Origin of the sequence: Actinomadura logoneensis, from assembly GCF_003428695.1 — a bacterium.
In the GTDB taxonomy this organism is placed as follows: domain Bacteria; phylum Actinomycetota; class Actinomycetes; order Streptosporangiales; family Streptosporangiaceae; genus Spirillospora; species Spirillospora logoneensis.
Map to the genome: position 1 here is coordinate 44,615 of NZ_QURH01000110.1, position 18,999 is coordinate 63,613.

Below are 18,999 nucleotides of genomic sequence, written 5' to 3' on the forward strand. Positions count from 1 at the left end.
TCCGGACATGACGAACGAGATCCAGAGCTACCGCGTCCAGATTCCGAAGGCCGACCTCAATGACCTGCGCGAGCGGCTGCACGGCACCCGCTGGGCCCCCGAGGTGCCCGGCACCGGCTGGGAGCGCGGTGTCCCGACCGGCTACCTGCGGGAACTCGCGACCTACTGGGCCGACGGCTTCGACTGGTACGCCCAGGAGGCGGCACTCAACGCCCATCCGCAGTTCACCACGACCGTGGACGGCGCTCAGGTGCACTTCCTGCACGTCCGCTCCGCCGAGGCCGACGCCACCCCGCTCCTCCTGCTGCACGGCTGGCCCGGCTCGGTCGTGGAGTTCCTCGACCTCATCGGCCCGCTCACCGACCCTCGAGCCCACGGCGGCGAGGCCGCGGACGCGTTCCACCTGGTGATCCCGTCCCTTCCGGGGTACGGCTTCTCCGGCCCGCTGCCCGCCACCGGCTGGACCGACGGCCGTACCGCCGCGGCGCTGGCGGAACTGATGTCCAGGCTCGGTTACGACCGGTACGGCGTCCAGGGAGGCGACGTCAGCGCGTTCATCGCGCCGCTGGTCGGACGCGCCGCGCCGGACGACGTCATCGGCGTGCACGTCAACGGCCTGCTCACGTTCCCCGGCGGCGATCCGGCGATCATGGGCTCGCTGAGCGAGGCCGAGCGGACGCGGCTGGCCGGGATGAAGGAGTGGCAGGAGAAGCAGGGCGCGTACATGCAGCTCCAGGGCACGCGCCCGCAGACGATCGCGGCCGCGCTGCACGACTCACCCGTCGGCCAGCTCGCCTGGATCGTGGAGAAGTTCAAGGACTGGACGGACCCCTCCGCCGAACTCCCCGAGGAGGCGGTGGACCGGGACCGGATCCTCACCGACGTGAGCGTCTACTGGTTCACCGGCACCGCGGGCTCGGCGGCGCACACCTACTACGAGCGCTTCAACGACCACACCATGTGGGCGCCGAAGGAACGCGGGACGGTGCCGACCGCCGTCGCGGTGTTCCCCACCGACTTCTCCGTCCGCGCGCTGGCCGACCAGGTGCACAACGTGGTGCGCTGGTCGGAGTTCGAGCGCGGCGGCCACTTCGCGGCCCTGGAGACCCCCGACCTGATGATCGCCGACCTCCGGGCGTTCTTCCGAAGCCTGGGCTGACCGACCGGTAGAGGGCCGCGCCGTGCCGCATATGCGCGCCGTGCCGCATATGACGGCCGGCTCTTCAGCCAGGTGCTCAGGGGCGCGGGAGAGCCGCCCGGCACTCCCGCCTCGCTCGGACGTTGGGGAGGAGAGGAGGGCTATGGGGTGCCCAGGTCCACGACGTCGAGGTCGAGGATTCGGGCGTGGAGGACGAGGCGTTGCTGGAGGGCGGCGCGGAGGGCCCGGTGGAGGCCGTCCTCCAGGTAGAGCTCGCCCTTCCACTGGACGACGTGGGGGAACAGGTCGCCGTAGAACGTGGAGTCCTTGGCGAGCAGGGAGCGCAGGTCGAGTTCGCGCTTGGTGCTGACGAGCTGGTCGAGCCGGATCTGCCGCGGCGGGATCTTGGCCCAGTCCCGGGAGGACAGGCCGTGCTCGGGATAGGGCTTTCCGTCGCCGACCGCCTTGAAGATCACGGCTTCGAGTCTATGGTCTCGGCGACGGCGGACGGTTCCGAGGCGAAGGCGCCCCACCGGACGTCGGAACGGCGCGGGGCGTCGGACCGGCGCGGGGTGTCGGAACGGCGAGAGGTATCGGTACGGCGCGGTGTGTCGGAACGGCGAGAGGTATCGGTACGGCGCGGTGTGTCGGTACGGCGCGGTGTGTCGGTACGGCGCGGTGTGTCGGAGCGGCGCGGGCGCGTCGCCGGGACACCGCCACCGTAAGCAGGGGCGGGAGAGGGCGACGCCCGGTGACCGGGCGGGAGTGGTGTGATCACGGGTCTCCTCGGTAGGGGATGGGACGGGTCAGATGGAGCCGGAGAAGGTGTCGCACTGGGCGGGGTCGCCCGTCCGGTAACCGGTCGAGAACCACTTCTGGCGCTGGGCCGCGGTGCCGTGGGTGAAGCCGTCCGGGTCGACGCGGCCCTGCGACCGCTCCTGGATGCGGTCGTCGCCGACGGCTCCGGCGGCGTCCAGGGCCTCGTTGATGTCGTTCTCGGTGAGGCGGGTCAGGAAGCCGGTGGACACCGCGTGGTTGGCCCACGTGCCGGCGTAGCAGTCGGCCTGGAGTTCGAGCCGGACCGAGCCGCCCGTGGCGCCCTTGGCGTTCGCCTTCACCCTGCCCATCGTGCCGAGCAGGTTCTGGATGTGGTGGCCGTACTCGTGGCCGACCACGTACGCCTGCGCGAACGGGCCGCCCTTCGCGCCGAAGTCGCGCTGCAGGTCGTCGAAGAAGGTCAGGTCGAGGTACACGCGGCGGTCGGCCGGGCAGTAGAACGGGCCGACCTGGGACGTGGCGTGCCCGCAACCGGTCTGGGTGGCGCCGCTGAACAGCCGCGTCTTGGCGGGGCTGTAGCGCTTCCCATCGGCGGCGAACCGCTGCGACCAGTACTTCTGCACGCTGTTGACCGTGCCGACGATGCGGCAGTCGGCCGACTGGTCGGCGTCCGCACCCGTGCGGCACTTGGCCGCCAGGTTCGAGCCGGAGCCGATCCGCCCCTGCCCGCCGCCCGGCTGGGACCCGCTCCCCGACCCGCCCGTCAGGTCGAGGCCGAACACGAGCGCGACGATCGTCACGACGACACCGACGGCGCCGCCGCCGATGACCATGCCTCCGGGCAGGCCGCCGCCACCGCCGCGGGCGTCCTCCACCTGCGAGGCGTCGAGCTCGGCATCGTCTCTGAAGTCCATCCCGATCCTTTTCCCGGTGCCTTCACACTCACACCAGGGTGACACGGACGCCAACGACTCGCACAAGCCGCGCCAAGCTGTGGATAACTTCACCCTCAGCCGGTTGACCAGCGCAGACGGTCAGCCGGCGGGCGGCGGGAGGCGGATGTCCTGCCCGCCGAGGCCGAGCCGCCGGAGGATCCCGCCCGCGTGCTCCCGCAGCAGCCGCCGTGCGGTCGGCGCGTCGCCCTCCCGCAGCGCGGCGGCGATCCGGCCGTGCTCCTCGACGTCCTCGGCGGCGTTGTCGGGGTCGGCGACGGAGCCCGCCGTGAGCCGGAGCTGCTTGTTCCACAGCCGCGCGTACATGTCCTGGACGACCGAGTTCCCCGCCGCCGCGAGAAGCCGGTTGTGGAAGGACGCGCCCATGTCCACGAAGTCGTCGTCCCGGACGGGACGCGTCGGGTCGGCGTCCGGGGCGAGCGCGTGCCCGAGCTCCCGGAGCCGGTCCGGTCCCATGGCGGCGACGCGGTCCAGCGCGAAGAGCTCCAGGAGCAGCCGGGCCTCCATCGTCTCCCGGCCCTCCGCCAACGTCACCGGGACGACCAGCCAGCCGCGCTTCGGGTAGAGCCGCAGGAACCCCTCGGCCTCCAGCCGGTGCAGCGCCTCGCGGACGGGCGTCCTGGAGATGTCCAGCTGCTCGGCCAGCGCCCCTTCGGACAGCAGCGTGCCGCCGGGATGCGTGCCGTCCAGCAGGCGTCGCCTCACGTGCGCGTACGCGCGTTCGGCGGCGGGGGTGCGCATGGTCATGCCGTCATCGTCCCGCAGAACGCGTCCTGCTTTCAGCGTCCGGGACGTCACCGGGACGTGAGCGTACGTCGCAGGGGTGTGTCGTCCGGCGCTCGGTCAGGGCCCGGCTCATGCCTGCGCGTCGGCTCGGTCCAGGTGCGGCGCGCTCGCGAACGCGTCCTGGGGAAGATGGCGGCGCGAGTTGACGGCCACCACGCCCAGGCAGGCGAGCACAACGGCCGTCACCAGGAGCAGAAGGACGGTGTAGGAGAAGGCCGCGGAGAGGAACGCCAGCAGGGCGGGCAGGAGGAAGCCCGTGTACGTGAGGGCGTAGAACACTCCGGTGAGGCCGGCCAGGTCCTTGCCGGTGGCGATGCGCTGGATCTCCAGGAGTCCGCTGACCAGTCCGATGCTGTAGCCCGCTCCCAGGACGACCGCCACGGCCAATCCTGCCCAAGGTGAGCGTGGGCCGGCGTTGAGCGCGCACATGAGCGATCCCAACCCGACGAGCCCCAGCGCCACCATCGCGCCTCGTGCGGTCGAGACCGAGTCCAGCCGCTTGGCGATGGGCTGAACGGCCACACCCGTCCCGAGCGTAAGGACGGTCAGCGCCGTCGCATAGACGAGTTGCCAGGAGCCCATCCGGTCGGCTTCCAGCTGAGGCGTGATGGCGTAGGCCATGCCCGCCGCACCGAAAATCCACGGCGCCGTAGGAAGGATCACCCGGACGAACCGGCGATGCCCGGCGGCCGGAACACGCAGATCCCGCCACAGCGGCCCCTCGATGCGTCCCGGAGGCAGTTGCGGGACCTTCGGCAACAGCAACAGCACACCGAGCGCGATCGCGATGGGCGGCAGGTAGGGAAGCACCATCGGCCAAGGCGCCCACTGCGCGAGCGCCCCCGCGACACCGGCGCCCATGCCGAAACCGGCCGTCAGCGCAAGGGAGGCTCGCCGCGCGCCCGCGCCTGGCGACGCTCCGGGATCGAAGGGCGCGCCGGACAGCTCCTTGACCCAGCTCGTCCCTACGGCCATCGCGACACCGACCGCCACCCCGGTCAGCATCCGGCCGAGGAAGATCGGCCCGACGCCCAGCGGACCTGCGGCGAGCACGGCGCACGCGACGCCGGACAGGGCCGTCCCCACGAGCATCAGCGGCCGGCGGCCGTACCGGTCCGACGCCGGGCCGCCGATCAGGAGCCCGGGCACCAGGCCGAGGACGTACGCGCCGAGCATCGCGTCCACGGTGAGGGGCGAGTAGCCGCCCAGCCGCCGGTACATGACCAGTAGAGGTGTGAACTGGTTGCCCGCCCACCCGCAGCAGAACATCGCGGCGGCGACGGGCCGCCAGGCGGACGTGGCGGGACGCGGTTCGTCGGTTCCGGGCATCGCGGCGGGGATCTCTCGCTCGGGGCTACTTGGATCCTAAGAATATGCGACTTGTATACAAGATGTCGGCGGCGGGGTGCCGATCACGGATGCGACGAGAAACGCCCAGGTCGAGCCGGCAATGAGGGCGGCGCCGGAGTGGCCCCGCCCCCTCGGATCCGCTCAGTCGAGGAAGGGCGGTTCCTGGCCGTCCGGCTGTGGCGCCGGCTCGACGGACCGCAGCCACTCTTCGAGATCGACTCGTCCGTCGCCGTTGGTGTCGGCGCTCATCAGCTGATCGAGAGCCGCCTCGGGAAGGTCCAACCCCAGGCTCTTGTAGGACGCGCGCAACTCGTCCCTGGTGACGAAGCCGTCCCCGTCGCCGTCCAGCGCCTTGAACGTGGCCTCCGCCTGCTGCAACAAGGAGGTGGCGTTCGGTGAGGCCGCCGACCCCGGGTTCCCGTCGGACGATGCCTCGGAACCGGTGAAGCTCACTTCGTCCGCCATGTCTTCCTCTTCTCGCTTCTCGGGGCCGCCGGGGTGGCACCGCGGCGGGTACGCACGTCCGGCCCCCCTGGAGGTGACGCGGCGTCGTACCGGCGCATGAACATGTCGCCGCGTCCTTCCCCATCCGCGGCCCACGAATCCCGGTCGGCTGGCCGAAAAGCCCACTGCCTGCGAAAAGGGAGGGCGGCACCGTTGGGGTGCCGCCCTCGACTTCAACGACCGCCAGGCCGGCGGGCGGCCGTCCCGTCAGACCCCGGGGATCTGACGGGCCGCGAACGCCTGCCGGACGCTCTCAGCGGCCTTGTCGCCGTACATGCTGCGCGCCGTCGCGATCGTCGCCTTCGCGGCGGCGCTGAAGCTCGTGTCGGGCGCGAAGGAGAACTGCGCGTTGACGATGACCCGGTCCGCGACGCGGGCCCCCAGCGCCTTGCGGATGTCCCACAGGGCGTTCGACCAGATCTCGCCGTCGGCGTGCACCTCACCCACCTTGTCGCCGTACACCTTGCCCGTGTCCAGACGCCGCAGGCAGTGCGGAACGGTCGAGGTGTAGCCGGTGGAGTCCCAGTCGGCGACACAGGGCTCGGGCGTCAGGCGCGGCCAGCCGTACCGGGCGTCGGCGGCCAGACCCACCTCGACACCCAGGTAGTCACCCCACGCCTCACCGATCGCGCCGGCCTCCTCGGACGTCCCGAACCCCGGAACCTGGGCCTCGTGCACGGCGTGCCCGTACTCGTGCACGACCACCTCGGCGTCCTCGGCGTCGTCCACGCCGCCCTTCCCGAAGCGGATCTCGTGCTTCTTGTCGGTGAAGAACGAGTTGTCCGCACCGTACTGGTTGATCCGGACGCCCTGCTGCTTGTCGTTCGCGCCGGGCAGCTCCGAGCCGAAACCGAGCGACTGCAGGTACTCCTGCGCCTCGTTGACCCAGAAGTAGGCCATGACCTGCTCGAACTGGTCGGTGTCCCGCGTGTAGCGGAAGTCGCCGGTCGCCGAGAACGCGGGCGCGCCCGTCTCCGAGCGGACGGCGGCCCAGCGTCCGGAGAGGTTGCCGCTGCCGTCCAGGTTCCGCAGGGCGACCGTGGTGTACGCGGACGCGGGGACGGCCGACGCGGCGTCCTTGCCGTCCGTCAGGCTCTCGTCCCCCGACGACTGGACGGGATTGACCATGAAGACCTGGCCGGTCGCGGTCGCGGTCCCCGCCGGGGGCGCGGCGAGGGCGGGGGCGGCGAGTCCGGACGCGGAGACGAGCGCGGCGGCGGTGGCCAGCGCGGCGCGGGAGACGCGGATGGGACGGGACAAGGCTCCTCCAGGGCGGGCCGAGGACCGGCCGGTCGGGCCGGTCCGTCGGGGGATCATGTCCTACCGAGGGGCCTTTGGGTAGAGGGCTCCCGAATCCGCTTCCCGCGGCTGTCCGAGGCTCCAGAGACCCTGAAAGAGACCTGAAAAGCAGTGAGGGCGGCACCGGTGGTGCCGCCCTCAGCGTGCTTAGCCTGCTAGAGGCTGGCGGAGGATACGAGATTTGAACTCGTGAGGGGTTGCCCCCAACACGCTTTCCAAGCGTGCGCCCTAGGCCACTAGGCGAATCCTCCGTGGGCAAGCTTACCGGGTTTCGGGGACTGGTCCGACCTCGATTACGGCCGACAGGGGGACGGGGCCGTAGATGTGGGGGAACAGGCGGCCGTCGGCGGGCTCCAGGCGGACGTCCAGGCCCGCCGTGGAGATCGTCAGGAGGGCCAGGTCGTCCGGGGGGACGTCTCGGTAGAACGTCCCCAGGACGGCCTTGACCTGGTCGAGGTCGGAGGAGCAGTGGATGAAGCCCTCCTCGTCCAGCGTCCGGCCCCGGGTGGACATCGCGTACGGCGCGCCGGTGGCGCGGGCCGATTCCCAATGCCGGCGCTCGGCGATGTGGAGGACGGTTTCGGGTGGTGAGGAGGGGGTGAGATCGGTCATAGAGGCGGAGCTTACGTGCGGACGCGGCCGGAGGAGGCGCGAGCAAGACCGGGGATGTCATAGACTCTGGGCAGACCCCTCGCACGGCGTCACCCTGTGAACCTCCCCAGGGCCGGAAGGCAGCAAGGATAAGCAGGCTCTGGCGGGTGTGCGGGGGGTCCTTTTCGCTTCTGACGCTCTGCTGCGCGAGGGAGGGCGGCCCCGATGAGCCTGGCTCTGTACCGCAAGTACCGTCCAGCGACGTTCGCCGAGCTCAAGGGGCAGGAACACGTCGCCGAACCCCTGCAGCAGGCGCTGCGCAACGGGCGCATCAACCACGCGTACCTCTTCAGCGGCCCTCGCGGCTGCGGCAAGACCTCGTCCGCCCGCATCCTCGCGCGGTCGCTGAACTGCGAGCAGGGCCCCACACCCGACCCGTGCGGCGTCTGCGACTCGTGCGTGGCGCTCGGGCCGACCGGTTCCGGGCACATCGACGTCATCGAGATCGACGCCGCCTCCCACGGTGGTGTGGACGACGCCCGCGACCTGCGCGAACGGGCGTTCTTCGCGCCGGTGTCCGCGCGCTTCAAGGTGTACATCATCGACGAGGCGCACATGGTCACCCGGGAGGGCTTCAACGCGCTGCTGAAGCTCGTCGAGGAGCCCCCGCCGCACCTGAAGTTCGTCTTCGCGACGACCGAGCCCGAGAAGGTCATCGGGACGATCCGGTCGCGGACGCACCACTACCCGTTCCGGTTGATCCCGCCCGGGACGCTCCAGGAGCTCGTCGAGGAGATCCTGAAGTCCGAGGACGTCCCGTACGAGACCGCGGCGCTGCCGCTCGCCGTCCGGGCCGGGGCCGGCTCCGCGCGCGACACCCTGTCGATCCTCGACCAGCTTCTCGCCGGGTCGGACGAGAAGGGCATCACGTACGCGCGCGCGGTGTCCCTGCTCGGCTACACGGACTCGGCGCTGCTGGACGAGGTCATCGGCGCTTTCGCGGCGCGGGACGGCGGGGCCGTCTTCGCGGCGATCGACCGGGTCGTCGAGAGCGGGCAGGATCCGCGCCGGTTCACCGCCGACCTGCTGGAACGCGTCCGCGACCTGGTGATCCTCTCGAACGTCCCCGAGGCCGGCGGATCGGGGCTGCTGAACGTCCCGCCGGACGAGCTGGAGCAGATGCGGCGCCAGGCGTCGTCGCTCGGCCCGGCGGAACTGACCAGGGCCGCCGACCTGCTGCACACCGGGCTGACGGAGATGCGCGGCGCGACCTCGCCCCGGCTGCTGCTCGAACTGATCGCCGCGCGGATCCTGCTGCCCGGGGCGTACGGGGACGAGGCGTCCCTGATGGCGCGGCTCGACCGGCTCGAGCGCACGGCGGCCTCCGGGGGCGGCTTCGGCGGTCCCGGAGGCGGAGGCGGGGGCCAGGGGGCTCCTGGTTATGGCGCTTACGGCGGGGCTGCTGGTGCGGGCTCGAACGGTGGCGCTGGCGCTGGCGCTGGCGCGGCGCCGGGTGCGGGTGCGGCTTCGGGTGGCGGAGCGGGCTCGGGCCTGAGCGCGGGGGCCGGTGCGGGCGCGGGTGGGGCTTCTTACGCTCCCCAGCAACCCCCGCCCGCCCAGGGGGGCGACCCCACTTCCAGTGTCCAACGCCCCACGGGGACGGCGGAAGGCGAACGCGGTTCTGTGGATAACCGCGCCGGGTCCGCCTTCGCGGGCGCGTTCTCCGCGTCTTCCTCCGCGTCTTCCGAGTCCTCTGCGGCCTCTGCGCCCTCTGGACCTTCGGCGTCCTCTGGAGGCGTCGCCGCAGGCTCTTCCAGCGTCGCCGCTGGCTCTTCCAGCGTCGCCGCTGGCTCTTCCGGTGTCGCCTCGTCGGCGCGCGCCGATTCCACCGGTTCTGCCGCCGGCGGATCCGCCGCGACCACCGGGCCCGGTGCGGCCGGTTCCAGCTCTGCCGGGTCTGCGTCTACAGGTTCGGGATCGCGTGCGATGGCCGGGCCTGCGAGCACGTCCGGTGGTTTCTCCGGCGCGGCGGGATCTCACAATGCGTCCTCCGCTCCTTCCGCTTCCGCATCGGCGGGCCAAGGCGGCGGCGGGGACGTGGCGATGGTCCAGCAACGCTGGCCGGAGATCGTCGACGCGGTGAAGTTCAAGAGCCGCGTTGCGTGGGTCTCGGTCATGAACGGCGTCCGGCCCATCGGTCTGACCGGGAACCAGCTCACCCTCGCCTTCGAGGCCGAGGGCGCGCTCAAGAACTTCACCGCGGGCAACCGTGACACCGTCCTGCGCGAGGTGCTCCGGGAACGCCTGGGCGTCGACTGGCGCATCGAGGCCGTCCTCGGCGGAGCGAACGTTCCGCCCCCCGGCGGCGGACGTCCTGGATCCCCGGGCGGCTTCGGCGGGGGCGGAGGCGGCGGCAACGGCGGTGGTGTTCCGGTCGCCGGGTTCTCCGGCGCTTCCACCCCGGCTCCGCCGCCCGCCCCCGGGCCGCGTCCGTCCGTGCCTCCGCAGAGCCCGTCCGTTCCGGCGCCCGCCCAGCCGTCCCAGCAAGCCTCCGGATCGTCCGGCTCCGGCCATGCGGGACAGCCCGGCGGCCCATCCGCTCCGAACGAGGGCGGTGACCGCGGTCACGGCGGCGGTGCCGGAAGCGGCGGTGGCCGCGGTTCCGGCGGAGCGGGCGCGTCCGTGCCGGACCCCGGCCCGCTTCCGCCGCCTCCGGACGAGCCTCCGCCCCCGTCCGAGCCCGGGCCGCCCGACGACATCGACGTCGTGGACCCGGAAGGCGACGCCGACTACGACGGCACGGAGGCCGAGGCCGGCGGCATGGCGCTGATCCAGCGCGAGCTGGGCGGCCAGATCATCCGCGAGATCGACAACACCTGATCCCGGAACTGACTACGGCGGAGACCCGCCGGCTTCCGGCCAGTGCTGGACGCGTGCCGAGGGCTACGACCTCCGGACGTTCCGATCCGAACGCCATCCGCAAGCCGCTCCTGCCGCTCCTGCTGCCTGCTCGGATGCATCACCCTCGTCGCCCGTCGTCGGGACGACCCCGGCCGACCGACTCCGCGGCGAAGGTCGGACGGACGGCCACGTGTCCCGAATATGCAGCACGGACGACCTGCTCCGCGTACGTCGGGAAACGCCGGGACTGCCCTCGGACGGGGGCGCCGGGGCGGTGAATACCGCATCCGGTTTCAAACCCGTAGTCTCAGGTAGACAAACGTCCGGTGCCGGACGGACGGGCCAAGTGCGGCCCCCGCCCGGTTGAGGGATGCGACGGAACGGAGCTCACCGTGGAACCCGGTGGATTCAACATCCAGGATCTGCTGCAGCAGGCGCAGCGCATGCAGCAGCAGCTCCTCGACGCCCAGCAGGAACTCGCCGACGCCGAGGTCACCGGCACGGCGGGCGGCGGGCTGGTCACGGCCACGGTGAACGGCCAGGGCGAGGTCACCGGCCTCACCATCGACCCGAAGGCGATCGACGCCGACGACCCGGCCGACACCGCCGAGACCGTCGCCGACCTGGTGCTCGCCGCGATCCGGGACGCCGGCCGCGCCGCCCAGGACCTCCAGCAGGAGAAGATGAGCCCGCTCACCGAGGGACTGCCCGGCGGCATCCCCGGTCTCCCCGGCATGGGCGGCGAAGGCGACTTCCCGGGCCTTCCGGGCTTCCCCAGCCCCGGTGACCTCGAAGGACCCGGCGGCTCCCGGGGCCCGGGCGAAGCCGGAGGACCCCGGACGCCCGGCTCACCCGGCTGAACGCCCTACTCTCGAAGGGCCCGGATTTCTCGGGACCCGGACCCCCGAAACCCGGACCCGACATCCGGACCCGACATCCGGGCCCGGAGGCCGAGTCCGAGGGCGGGCGCCGAACCGAAGCCCAAGTGGAGCAGGAAGCCGGGACCGGAGGCCGTGTCCTCCCGGCGGGCCGTCCGCCCGCACCGCCCTCCCTCCACCGCCACCGACCAGGAAGGACGCGACCGTTGTACGAAGGGGTCGTCCAGAATCTCATCGACGAGCTGGGCCGTCTGCCCGGCGTCGGCCCCAAGAGCGCGCAGCGGATCGCCTTCCACCTCCTCGCCGCGGACCCGGCCGACGTCGAGCGCCTCTCCCGGGCGCTCACGGAGGTCAAGGACAAGGTCCGCTTCTGCCGGACGTGCGGCAACGTCGCCGAGGAGGACGAGTGCCGCATCTGCCGTGACCCGCGCCGCGACCCGCAGGTGATCTGCGTGGTCGAGGAGTCCAAGGACGTGGTCGCGATCGAGAAGACCCGCGAGTTCCGCGGCCGGTACCACGTGCTCGGCGGGGCGATCAGCCCCATCGAGGGCGTCGGCCCCGAGGACCTGCGGATCCGCGAACTGATGCAGCGGCTCGCGGACGGGACGGTGAAGGAGCTGATCCTCGCGACCGACCCCAACCTGGAGGGGGAGGCCACCGCAACCTACCTCGCGCGGCTCGTGAAGCCCATGGGGCTCACCGTCACCCGCCTGGCCAGCGGCCTTCCGGTGGGCGGCGACCTGGAGTACGCGGACGAGGTCACGCTGGGCCGCGCATTCGAAGGACGGAGGCTGCTCGATGTCTGACTCAAACAGCCCGCAGGACTGGAACACCCTCGCCGAACGCGTGGCCTGCCACGTGGAGAACTACCTCAGCGGACTGGAGGCCGTCGCGCGCGGCGAGGCCGGGACGCACACCGTCCCGATGCTGCTGCTGGAGGTGTCCCAGGTCATCCTGGCGGGCGCCCAGCTCGGCGCCAGCGCCGACGTGATCCTGCCGGACAACTGGGAGCCGGAGGTCGGCGACGACCCGGACCTCGACCAGGTCCGGCAGGGCCTCGGCGAACGGCTCCTCTCGGTGGACGAGTACGTCGAGGTCTTCGACCCGTACAAGGACACCGAGCCGACCGCCTACCGCCTCTCGGACGACCTGGTCGACGTCGCCAGCGACCTCGTCCACGGGCTGCGCCACTACCAGCAGGGACGTCCACTGGAGGCGCTCTGGTGGTGGCAGTACTCCTACTTCAACCACTGGGGCAACCACGCAGGGGCGGCCCTCCGCGCCCTGCACGCGGTCGTCGCCAACGCGCGCCTGGACGTCTCCGAAGAGGCCCCCGCCACCGTCTGACCTCACCCCGAGAGGCCGAGACGGCCCGCCACGGGCATGTCCCGGTGGACCTTCTGACCTCGCACGGGCGGCCGTTACGGACAGGCCCCGGCGGTGTTCGCCGGGGCCTGTCCGCGATCGCCTGTGTCGCGACGGGCCGTCACTTCGCGCCGGGGAGCGCGCCGACGATGCCGGTGCGGGCGCTGAACCCGGCGCCGCGGACGATGCCCTCCTTCGTCATGGCCCCGAGCCGTCCCGCGAAGTACCGCCGCCGAGGGCTGTCGTCCCGGTGGACGAACTGGATGACGCCGTCGCGCCTGCCCAGGCTGATGCACGCGGCGACGTACTCGACCTTGTAGGGCCGGAGCGGCTCGCCCTTGATCATGCGGGCCACGGTGTCCGCGGCGTGCGCGCCCTGCGGCTCGGCCGTCTGGCAGGACATCCGCGATCCGGGGACGGCCGCGCAGTCGCCCGCGACGACGACGCGCGGGTCGCTCACACTGCGCAGGTACTCGTCCACGACGGCGCGGCCCCGCTCGTCCACGGCCAGGCCGCTGCGCGCCGCCAGGTCGGGGACGGAGCCGATGACGGACCAGAGCGTGAGGTCCGAGGCGAACTCCTCGCCCGACCCCAGCGTGACGGTCCCCTCTGCCGGCTCGTCCTCCTCCGGCCGGACACCCGTCACGATGTCCTCGACCAAGGCCACGTTCAGCCGTGCCAGACCGTCGCGGACCCGGCGGCGCGCCCCCTCCGAGAGCGGTGCCGCGAGCTCCCGGCCGACGAGCCGAACCTTCAGGTCGGGACGGGCGTAGGCGATCTCCGCGGCCGTCTCGATGCCGGTCGCCCCCGTGCCGACGACGGTGACCGTCCGCCCCGCGGGGAGCTTCGCCAGCGCTGCACGTGCCCGCTCGGCGCCCTCCCATGTGCCGGTCGGGACGGTGCCGGGCAGCGGTGACAGCGTGCTTCCGACGGCCAGCAGGAGGAAGTCGAAGTCCAGGGTATCGCCGTCGTCCAGCACCGCGCATCCGTCGCCGATCTTCTCGACGGCCGCCTGACGTGCGCGGACGCCGCGTGGCAGGACCTGGGAGAGCGGCCTGCCCGCGTGTCCCGTCCCGGCCAGCTGCTGGTGCAGCCGCACCCGCTCGACGAAGTCCGGACGCGGGTTGACCACCGTGACCTCCGCGTCCGGGACCCGCTTCGCCAGCCGGTTCACCGCGACCGCCCCGGCATATCCCGCGCCTGCCACGACCACCTTCATGTGTGCCTCCTCGTTCGAGCCGGTCTGCTCAAAAGACACCGGGGGCCGCCGACGCGTAACACGCCTGCCAGTGGCCTCCCTCACACAGAGGGCCGGAGGCGCCGCGCCGGCCCGGGAGCGGGCCCCGCAGAGTCGGAGGCCGCTTCGTCGGTGGGGGAGGAGCAGCGGAGGAAGGAGCACGATCTTGGATGTCGTGAACGTCGCGATCATCTACTACAGCGCCACGGGGAACCTGCACGCCCTGGCCGGAGCCGCCGCCGAGGGGGCGGGGAACGCGGGCGCGAACGTCCGGCTACGGAGGATCGCCGAGACGGTGCCGCGGAGGTCGTCGACACCCGTCCGGAATGGGCCGAGCACGTGCGGAACGCCGCGGACGTCCCGGAGGCGGTCCTCGACGACCTGGCCTGGGCGGACGCCGTGCTGTGCTGCACCGACCCCATCCAGTTCAAGACGGGCAATCCGTACGGGACGTCCCACGTGGCGGGCACGGGCGCGCCCAGCGAGGACACCCTGCAAGCGGCCCGCCACCAGGCCGGACGCGTCGTCGAGACCGCCGCCGCCCTCAAGGCCGACCGTTCCGCATGAGCCGTTCAAGCCGTCCCGCTTGAGCTGCCCGGTCGTCCTGGCGGAGTTACCCGGGGTGGAGCGTGCTTCGGCGCGCCCGGGACGGGGTTACCAGTCGCGGTCGGCGACGAGTTCCTCGACGTCGGCGTTCTCGAAGCCGTAGGCCGCGGCCACGTAGAAGAAGTCCGACGCGATGGTGTCGCGGGCGACGGTCTCGATCTCGCTGTCGGCCTCGAAGAGCTCGTCCTGGAGGTCGTTGAACTGCCTGGTCGCGGCGTTCGTCATGGCGTACAGCGCGGCCAGGTCGGCCGGACGGTCCGCCTCGATCTGCGCGCACAGCCGCCGCAGGATCGCCTGGCCCTTCACGACCAGGTGCCGGGGGTAGTAGTCGTCGCCGAGCATGTCGCTGAGGAACGTGTAGCCGACCAGCTTCTGGTTGGTGATTCTCACGCGCGGAATCCTGCCCGACGCCACCGACAGAACGGCGTCGCCGGACGGACCGTGACATTTGTACTGCCGAGGACCGGAGGGATGGTTCTGCCGCCCGGTGGGCGTCCCGCGACACGATCCAGGGGTCGGCAGGACGCGGACACGGACCCTGGAGCAGGACATGAGCGAGACCCCCGAGCTGAGCGACATCAAGCCCCTCCCGATCTGGTTCTTCGCCTTCGAGGGCGCGATGGGCGCCGCCTACGACCTGCTCAAGGCATGGGACGGCGCCTGGATGGTGCTCGCGGCGCTCGGCGCGGTGAACATGGTGGTGGGGCTGACCGTCCTGCGGCGGCGCAAGAAGCTGATCAAGGCGATGCTGAGGAACGCCCGCACGCGGAAGATCCTCTTCGCGCTGATCGGGCTGCGGATCGGCGTCCACGTGGTGCTCGGCGCGGCCGGCGCGCAGGTCACCAGCGCCTCGGTGCACCTGGCGCTCGGCCTGACGATGGCGGCGGTCACCATGGGCCTGCTCTGGTTCGACCAGCGCGTCACCTTCCGCGCCCTCGGCCTCACCCAAAGCGGGGCCGTCGAGATCGGGGCCGTGACCGCCGCCTGACCGGTCCGGGTCTGGCAGTCTCGAAGGGGACGACGGAAGGGCAGGGCACGTGAAGGGCGGGCACGTGGAGCGCGGCGGACGCTGGAACCACAACATCCACTACCACCGGCGCATCCTCGGAGCCGTCCCCGAGGGGGCCCGGACGGCGCTCGACGTGGGCTGCGGCGAGGGGATGCTGGCGCGCGCCCTCCGCCGGACGGTCCCCGCCGTCACGGGCATCGACCTCGACGAGCCGAGCCTCGAGCAGGCCCGCGCGTACGGGGACGACATCGACTACGTCCGCGGCGACTTCCTTGATCACCGATTCCTCCGCGACCACGGCGTCGAGGACGCCTCGTTCGACGTCGTGGCGTCCGTGGCGACCCTGCACCACATGGACGCCACCGCCGGGCTCGTCCGGATGCGGGAGCTCGTCCGTCCGGGAGGGGTGCTGGCCGTCGTCGGGCTCGCCCGGGACGAGCTGCCCCGGGACCTGCCGCGCGTCGCCGCCGCCACGGCGGCGGGAGCGGTGTACCGGGTGCTGAAGGGGCACTGGGAGCACCCGTCGCCCATGGTGTGGCCGCCGCCGGTCACCTACCGGGAGATGGCGGAGCTGGCCGCGGGGCTTCTGCCGGGCGCCGAGTTCCGGCGGCACCTCCTGTGGCGCTACAGCATCGTCTGGCGCAGGCCGAGCGGTCGCGGCGTCTCACATTCTGGACGTGTCATCTCAGGCTGACGGTTACCTGGTCGTAATGACATCTCCCGGCCTCGGTAGACTTTCGTCGGCAAGTCCTGATCCCGAACCCGAGGAGCGCTGCCCGTGGCCCTTGTCGTGCAGAAGTACGGTGGCTCCTCCGTCGCCGATGCCGAGCGCATCAAGGCGGTGGCCCAGCGGATCGTGGCCACCCGGAAGGCGGGCAACGACGTCGTCGTCGTGGTGTCCGCGATGGGAGACACGACCGACGACCTGATCGACAAGGCGAAGCAGGTGTCGCCGCTGCCCCCGGGGCGCGAGCTGGACATGCTGCTCACCGCCGGCGAGCGCATCTCGATGGCGCTGCTCGCCATGGCGATCTCCAACCTGGGCCACGAGGCCCGGTCGTTCACCGGCTCCCAGGCCGGCGTGATCACCGACGGCGCGCACGGCAAGGCGAAGATCATCGACGTCACGCCGGGCCGGATCCAGGACGCGCTGACCGAGGGCTCGATCTGCATCGTCGCCGGGTTCCAGGGCGTCTCGCAGGGCACCAAGGACATCACCACGCTCGGCCGCGGCGGCTCGGACACCACCGCCGTCGCGCTCGCCGCGGCGCTCGACGCCGACGTGTGCGAGATCTACACCGACGTGGACGGCGTGTTCACCGCCGACCCGCGGATCGTCCCCGCGGCGCAGCGCATCCCGCGCATCTCCTACGAGGAGATGCTGGAGATGGCCGCGTCCGGGGCCAAGATCCTGCACCTGCGCTGCGTGGAGTACGCGCGCCGTTACAACATGCCGATCCACGTCCGTTCGTCCTTCTCCACGAAGGAGGGAACCTGGGTCGTCGACAGCAGCGAGATCGAAGGGCACGAGATGGAGCAGGCGATCATCTCCGGCGTCGCGCACGACCGGAGCGAGGCCAAGATCACCGTCGTGGGGGTCCCGGACAAGGTCGGCGAGGCCGCGTCGATCTTCTCGGCGCTGTCCGAGGCCGAGATCAACATCGACATGATCGTGCAGAACGTGTCGGCGGCGTCCACCGGGCGCACCGACATCTCCTTCACGCTGCCGGTGACCGACGGGCAGGCCGCCCTGACCTCGCTGAACAAGCTGAAGGACCGGATCGGCTTCGAGTCGCTGCGGTTCGACGACCGGATCGGCAAGGTCTCGCTGATCGGCGCGGGCATGCGCTCCCACCCGGGCGTCACCGCCAAGTTCTTCGGCGCGATCGCCGACGCGGGCGTCAACATCGAGATGATCTCCACCTCGGAGATCCGGATCTCGGTCGTGGTCGCGCAGGACGACGTGGACACCGCGGTCGCCGAGGCGCACCGCGCGTTCGACCTCGACTCTGAGCAGATCGAGGCGGTCGTCTACGGCGGCACCGGCCGCTGACCTCCGTCCCCGGAGCCTTTACTCCCAGGTTCTTCGCGAGCTCCACCGAAGGGCCGTCCGGCGTGCCGGGCGGCCCTTCGGGCTTGCCGGCGGACGGTGCGCGCACGTATCCTCCGCCTGCTCCGCCGGGTCTTCCGCTTGATCTACCAGGTCTTCAGGCTGATCCGCCGGGGGCTCCGCCGGCCGCGGACGGTGCGTGGCGCCTGTCAGCGGGTGGTGCGCGGACGGTCAGCGGCCCAGGCGACTCTTCGGTCATCGCAGGAAACGACCAAGGGAGCGCGTCATGAAGGTTCTGATCTCGGGTGCGAGCATCGCCGGTCCGTCCCTCGCCTTCTGGCTGACCCGGTACGGGCACGAGGTGACCGTGGTGGAGAAGGCGCCCGGCATCCGGCCCGGCGGGCAGGCGGTGGACTTCCGCGGCGACGTCCACATGGACGTGCTGACCCGGATGGGCATCCTGGACGAGATCCGCCGGCACCGGACCGAGAACGGGCCGCTGCACCTCATCGACGAGCACGGCGAGGACCTGCTCACGCTGCCCGCCTCGTTCACCGGCGGGCAGGTCGAGATCCAGCGCGGCGACCTCGCGCGCATCCTCTACGACCGGACCAGGGACGCGGCCCGCTACGTCTTCGGCGACTCGATCACCTCGCTCCAGGAGACCCCCGACGGGGTGTACGCGACCTTCGAGCGCGGCGCCCCCGAGTGGTTCGACCTGGTCGTCGGCGCGGACGGGCTGCACTCCAACGTCCGGCGGCTCGCCTTCGGGGACGAGTCGCGGTTCGTCCGGGACTCGGGCTACAACGTCGCGATCTTCCATGCCCCGAACCGGCTCGGACTGAGCCGCGACGCCCTGCTCTACAGCGAGCCTGGACGCGGCCTGTCGGTCTACCCGCTGGACGGCGGGACGTCCGCGAACGTGATGTGCGTGTACGCGGCGGCGCAGGACGGGCAGGCCGTCGACCGCCACGACCACGAGGGGCAGAAGCGCCTGGTCGCCGAGCGGTTCGCCGGGATGGGCTGGAACGCGGCGACCGTCCTCGCCGACCTGGCCGACGCGCCGTACTTCTACCACGACTCGGTCAGCATCGTCCGGATGGACTCCTGGACGACGGGCCGGATCGCGCTGCTCGGCGACGCCGGGTACGGCGCGACCTGCGGCGGCATGGGGACCGGGCTCGCGGTCGTCTGCGCCTACGTCCTGGCCGGGGAACTGGCCGCCGCGGGCGGTGACCACCGGGTCGCGTTCCCCGCCTACGAGCAGGCGATCCGGAAGTTCACCAGGGCGTGCCAGCAGGTCGCCGGGGGCGTCGGGCCGTTCTTCGCGCCGAAGAGCGCGCGCAGCCTGCGCCGCCGCACCCGGATCTACAAGGTGCTCACCGCCGGTCCGATGCTGCGCCTGCTGGACAAGATGACCACCAAGGCCGCCACGGCCATCGAGCTCAGGGAGTACCCGGCCCCGGCCGGCGCCCCGGTGCGCGCGTGAGCCGCGCCCGCCGCCGCCTCCCGGCGGAGGTGGGCGGGCACCGGTGGGCGGTCGTGGCGGAGCCGG

At 71.8% G+C, this 18,999-nt stretch carries 18 protein-coding genes, 1 tRNA gene, 1 other RNA gene and 1 pseudogene; 11 read left to right on the forward strand and 10 right to left on the reverse strand.

The genetic code is table 11. From position 1 onward, the window contains the following. Positions 1–7: 7 nt before the first annotated feature. Positions 8–1,159 carry an epoxide hydrolase family protein gene (locus DZF91_RS05715; RefSeq protein ID WP_117356440.1) on the forward strand — a complete coding sequence of 384 codons (1,152 nt, stop codon included), beginning with the start codon at positions 8–10 and terminating at the stop codon, positions 1,157–1,159. A gap of 140 nt (positions 1,160–1,299) precedes the next feature. Here DZF91_RS05715 and DZF91_RS05720 read toward each other — a convergent pair whose 3' ends face one another. From DZF91_RS05720 to DZF91_RS05755, 8 genes are all read right to left on the reverse strand, one after another. Continuing rightward, on the reverse strand, positions 1,300–1,614 hold the full coding sequence (locus DZF91_RS05720; protein WP_117356441.1) for a type II toxin-antitoxin system VapB family antitoxin: 315 nt from the start codon (positions 1,612–1,614) through the stop codon (positions 1,300–1,302). Between the two features lie 330 nt (positions 1,615–1,944). Next, positions 1,945–2,829, reverse strand: a complete 885-nt coding sequence (gene ypfJ, locus DZF91_RS05725) for a KPN_02809 family neutral zinc metallopeptidase (protein ID WP_117356442.1) — start codon at positions 2,827–2,829, stop codon at positions 1,945–1,947. Between the two features lie 120 nt (positions 2,830–2,949). Continuing rightward, positions 2,950–3,615, reverse strand: a complete 666-nt coding sequence (locus tag DZF91_RS05730) for a GntR family transcriptional regulator (protein WP_117356443.1) — start codon at positions 3,613–3,615, stop codon at positions 2,950–2,952. 108 nt (positions 3,616–3,723) lie between these two features. After that, positions 3,724–4,983, reverse strand: coding sequence for an MFS transporter (locus DZF91_RS05735; protein ID WP_117356444.1), 1,260 nt, complete (start codon positions 4,981–4,983; stop codon positions 3,724–3,726). Positions 4,984–5,145: 162 nt separating this feature from the next. Next, complete coding sequence (locus DZF91_RS05740; protein WP_117356445.1) at positions 5,146–5,469, reverse strand: EF-hand domain-containing protein; 324 nt, start codon at positions 5,467–5,469, stop codon at positions 5,146–5,148. A 246-nt stretch (positions 5,470–5,715) separates the two neighbouring features. Further along, on the reverse strand, positions 5,716–6,768 hold the full coding sequence (locus DZF91_RS05745; RefSeq protein WP_199486435.1) for a M4 family metallopeptidase: 1,053 nt from the start codon (positions 6,766–6,768) through the stop codon (positions 5,716–5,718). Positions 6,769–6,970: 202 nt separating this feature from the next. Beyond that, positions 6,971–7,058: transfer RNA gene (locus DZF91_RS05750), tRNA-Ser, on the reverse strand. A gap of 10 nt (positions 7,059–7,068) precedes the next feature. Beyond that, a complete protein-coding gene (locus DZF91_RS05755) occupies positions 7,069–7,419 on the reverse strand; it encodes a DUF952 domain-containing protein (RefSeq protein ID WP_117356447.1) in 351 nt (116 codons plus the stop codon). 70 nt (positions 7,420–7,489) lie between these two features. Between DZF91_RS05755 and ffs the strand changes: the two genes are divergently transcribed. From ffs to DZF91_RS05780, 5 genes and pseudogenes are all read left to right on the forward strand, one after another. After that, positions 7,490–7,585, forward strand: an RNA gene (gene ffs, locus DZF91_RS05760) — signal recognition particle sRNA small type. A 38-nt stretch (positions 7,586–7,623) separates the two neighbouring features. Continuing rightward, the gene (locus tag DZF91_RS05765) at positions 7,624–10,278 is read left to right on the forward strand and encodes a DNA polymerase III subunit gamma and tau (protein ID WP_117356448.1); all 2,655 of its coding nucleotides are present in this window, start codon (positions 7,624–7,626) and stop codon (positions 10,276–10,278) included. 413 nt (positions 10,279–10,691) lie between these two features. Beyond that, positions 10,692–11,042, forward strand: a pseudogene (locus DZF91_RS05770) (YbaB/EbfC family nucleoid-associated protein); the annotation flags it as partial. Positions 11,043–11,383: 341 nt separating this feature from the next. After that, on the forward strand, positions 11,384–11,983 hold the full coding sequence (recR, locus tag DZF91_RS05775) for a recombination mediator RecR (RefSeq protein ID WP_117356450.1): 600 nt from the start codon (positions 11,384–11,386) through the stop codon (positions 11,981–11,983). Beyond that, positions 11,976–12,524: a DUF5063 domain-containing protein gene (locus DZF91_RS05780; protein WP_117356451.1), complete on the forward strand. Its 549-nt coding sequence runs from the start codon at positions 11,976–11,978 to the stop codon at positions 12,522–12,524. Before recR ends, DZF91_RS05780 begins: the two co-directional genes overlap by 8 nt. 139 nt (positions 12,525–12,663) lie before the next feature. Here DZF91_RS05780 and DZF91_RS05785 read toward each other — a convergent pair whose 3' ends face one another. After that, positions 12,664–13,761: an NAD(P)/FAD-dependent oxidoreductase gene (locus DZF91_RS05785; protein WP_117356452.1), complete on the reverse strand. Its 1,098-nt coding sequence runs from the start codon at positions 13,759–13,761 to the stop codon at positions 12,664–12,666. 357 nt (positions 13,762–14,118) lie between these two features. Here DZF91_RS05785 and DZF91_RS40965 point away from each other — a divergent pair, with 357 nt between their 5' ends. Next, positions 14,119–14,346, forward strand: coding sequence for a hypothetical protein (locus DZF91_RS40965; protein ID WP_199486436.1), 228 nt, complete (start codon positions 14,119–14,121; stop codon positions 14,344–14,346). 87 nt (positions 14,347–14,433) lie between these two features. Here the strand turns inward: DZF91_RS40965 and DZF91_RS05795 are convergent, their stop codons facing one another. Continuing rightward, positions 14,434–14,775 carry a DUF5713 family protein gene (locus DZF91_RS05795; protein ID WP_117356453.1) on the reverse strand — a complete coding sequence of 114 codons (342 nt, stop codon included), beginning with the start codon at positions 14,773–14,775 and terminating at the stop codon, positions 14,434–14,436. 160 nt (positions 14,776–14,935) lie between these two features. On the opposite strand from DZF91_RS05795, the gene DZF91_RS05800 reads away from it, so the two are divergent. The 4 genes from DZF91_RS05800 to DZF91_RS05815 all read left to right on the forward strand — a co-directional run bounded on the left by DZF91_RS05800 (position 14,936) and on the right by DZF91_RS05815 (position 18,933). Further along, the gene (locus DZF91_RS05800; protein WP_117356454.1) at positions 14,936–15,373 is read left to right on the forward strand and encodes a hypothetical protein; all 438 of its coding nucleotides are present in this window, start codon (positions 14,936–14,938) and stop codon (positions 15,371–15,373) included. 49 nt (positions 15,374–15,422) lie between these two features. Next, a complete protein-coding gene (locus DZF91_RS05805) occupies positions 15,423–16,088 on the forward strand; it encodes a class I SAM-dependent methyltransferase (protein WP_235834106.1) in 666 nt (221 codons plus the stop codon). An 84-nt stretch (positions 16,089–16,172) separates the two neighbouring features. Continuing rightward, positions 16,173–17,447 (forward strand): aspartate kinase, encoded by a 1,275-nt coding sequence (locus DZF91_RS05810; protein ID WP_117356455.1) that lies wholly within the window; start codon positions 16,173–16,175, stop codon positions 17,445–17,447. A gap of 283 nt (positions 17,448–17,730) precedes the next feature. Further along, entirely contained in the window at positions 17,731–18,933 is a 1,203-nt protein-coding gene (locus tag DZF91_RS05815) for an FAD-dependent monooxygenase (RefSeq protein WP_117356456.1), read from the forward strand. Positions 18,934–18,999 lie beyond the last annotated feature (66 nt).

Excerpts from the sequence above, each read along its gene's own strand:
- DZF91_RS05730 (WP_117356443.1), bottom strand. The coding sequence starts at position 3,615 with ATGACCATGCGCACCCCCGCCGCCGAACGCGCGTACGCGCACGTGAGG.
- DZF91_RS05800 (WP_117356454.1), top strand. The coding sequence starts at position 14,936 with ATGAGCGAGACCCCCGAGCTGAGCGACATCAAGCCCCTCCCGATCTGG.
- DZF91_RS05740 (WP_117356445.1), bottom strand. The coding sequence starts at position 5,469 with ATGGCGGACGAAGTGAGCTTCACCGGTTCCGAGGCATCGTCCGACGGG.
- DZF91_RS05785 (WP_117356452.1), bottom strand. The coding sequence starts at position 13,761 with ATGAAGGTGGTCGTGGCAGGCGCGGGATATGCCGGGGCGGTCGCGGTG.
- DZF91_RS05815 (WP_117356456.1), top strand. The coding sequence starts at position 17,731 with ATGAAGGTTCTGATCTCGGGTGCGAGCATCGCCGGTCCGTCCCTCGCC.
- ypfJ (WP_117356442.1), bottom strand. The coding sequence starts at position 2,829 with ATGGACTTCAGAGACGATGCCGAGCTCGACGCCTCGCAGGTGGAGGAC.
- DZF91_RS05735 (WP_117356444.1), bottom strand. The coding sequence starts at position 4,983 with ATGCCCGGAACCGACGAACCGCGTCCCGCCACGTCCGCCTGGCGGCCC.
- DZF91_RS05765 (WP_117356448.1), top strand. The coding sequence starts at position 7,624 with ATGAGCCTGGCTCTGTACCGCAAGTACCGTCCAGCGACGTTCGCCGAG.
- DZF91_RS05780 (WP_117356451.1), top strand. The coding sequence starts at position 11,976 with ATGTCTGACTCAAACAGCCCGCAGGACTGGAACACCCTCGCCGAACGC.
- DZF91_RS05715 (WP_117356440.1), top strand. The coding sequence starts at position 8 with ATGACGAACGAGATCCAGAGCTACCGCGTCCAGATTCCGAAGGCCGAC.
- DZF91_RS05755 (WP_117356447.1), bottom strand. The coding sequence starts at position 7,419 with ATGACCGATCTCACCCCCTCCTCACCACCCGAAACCGTCCTCCACATC.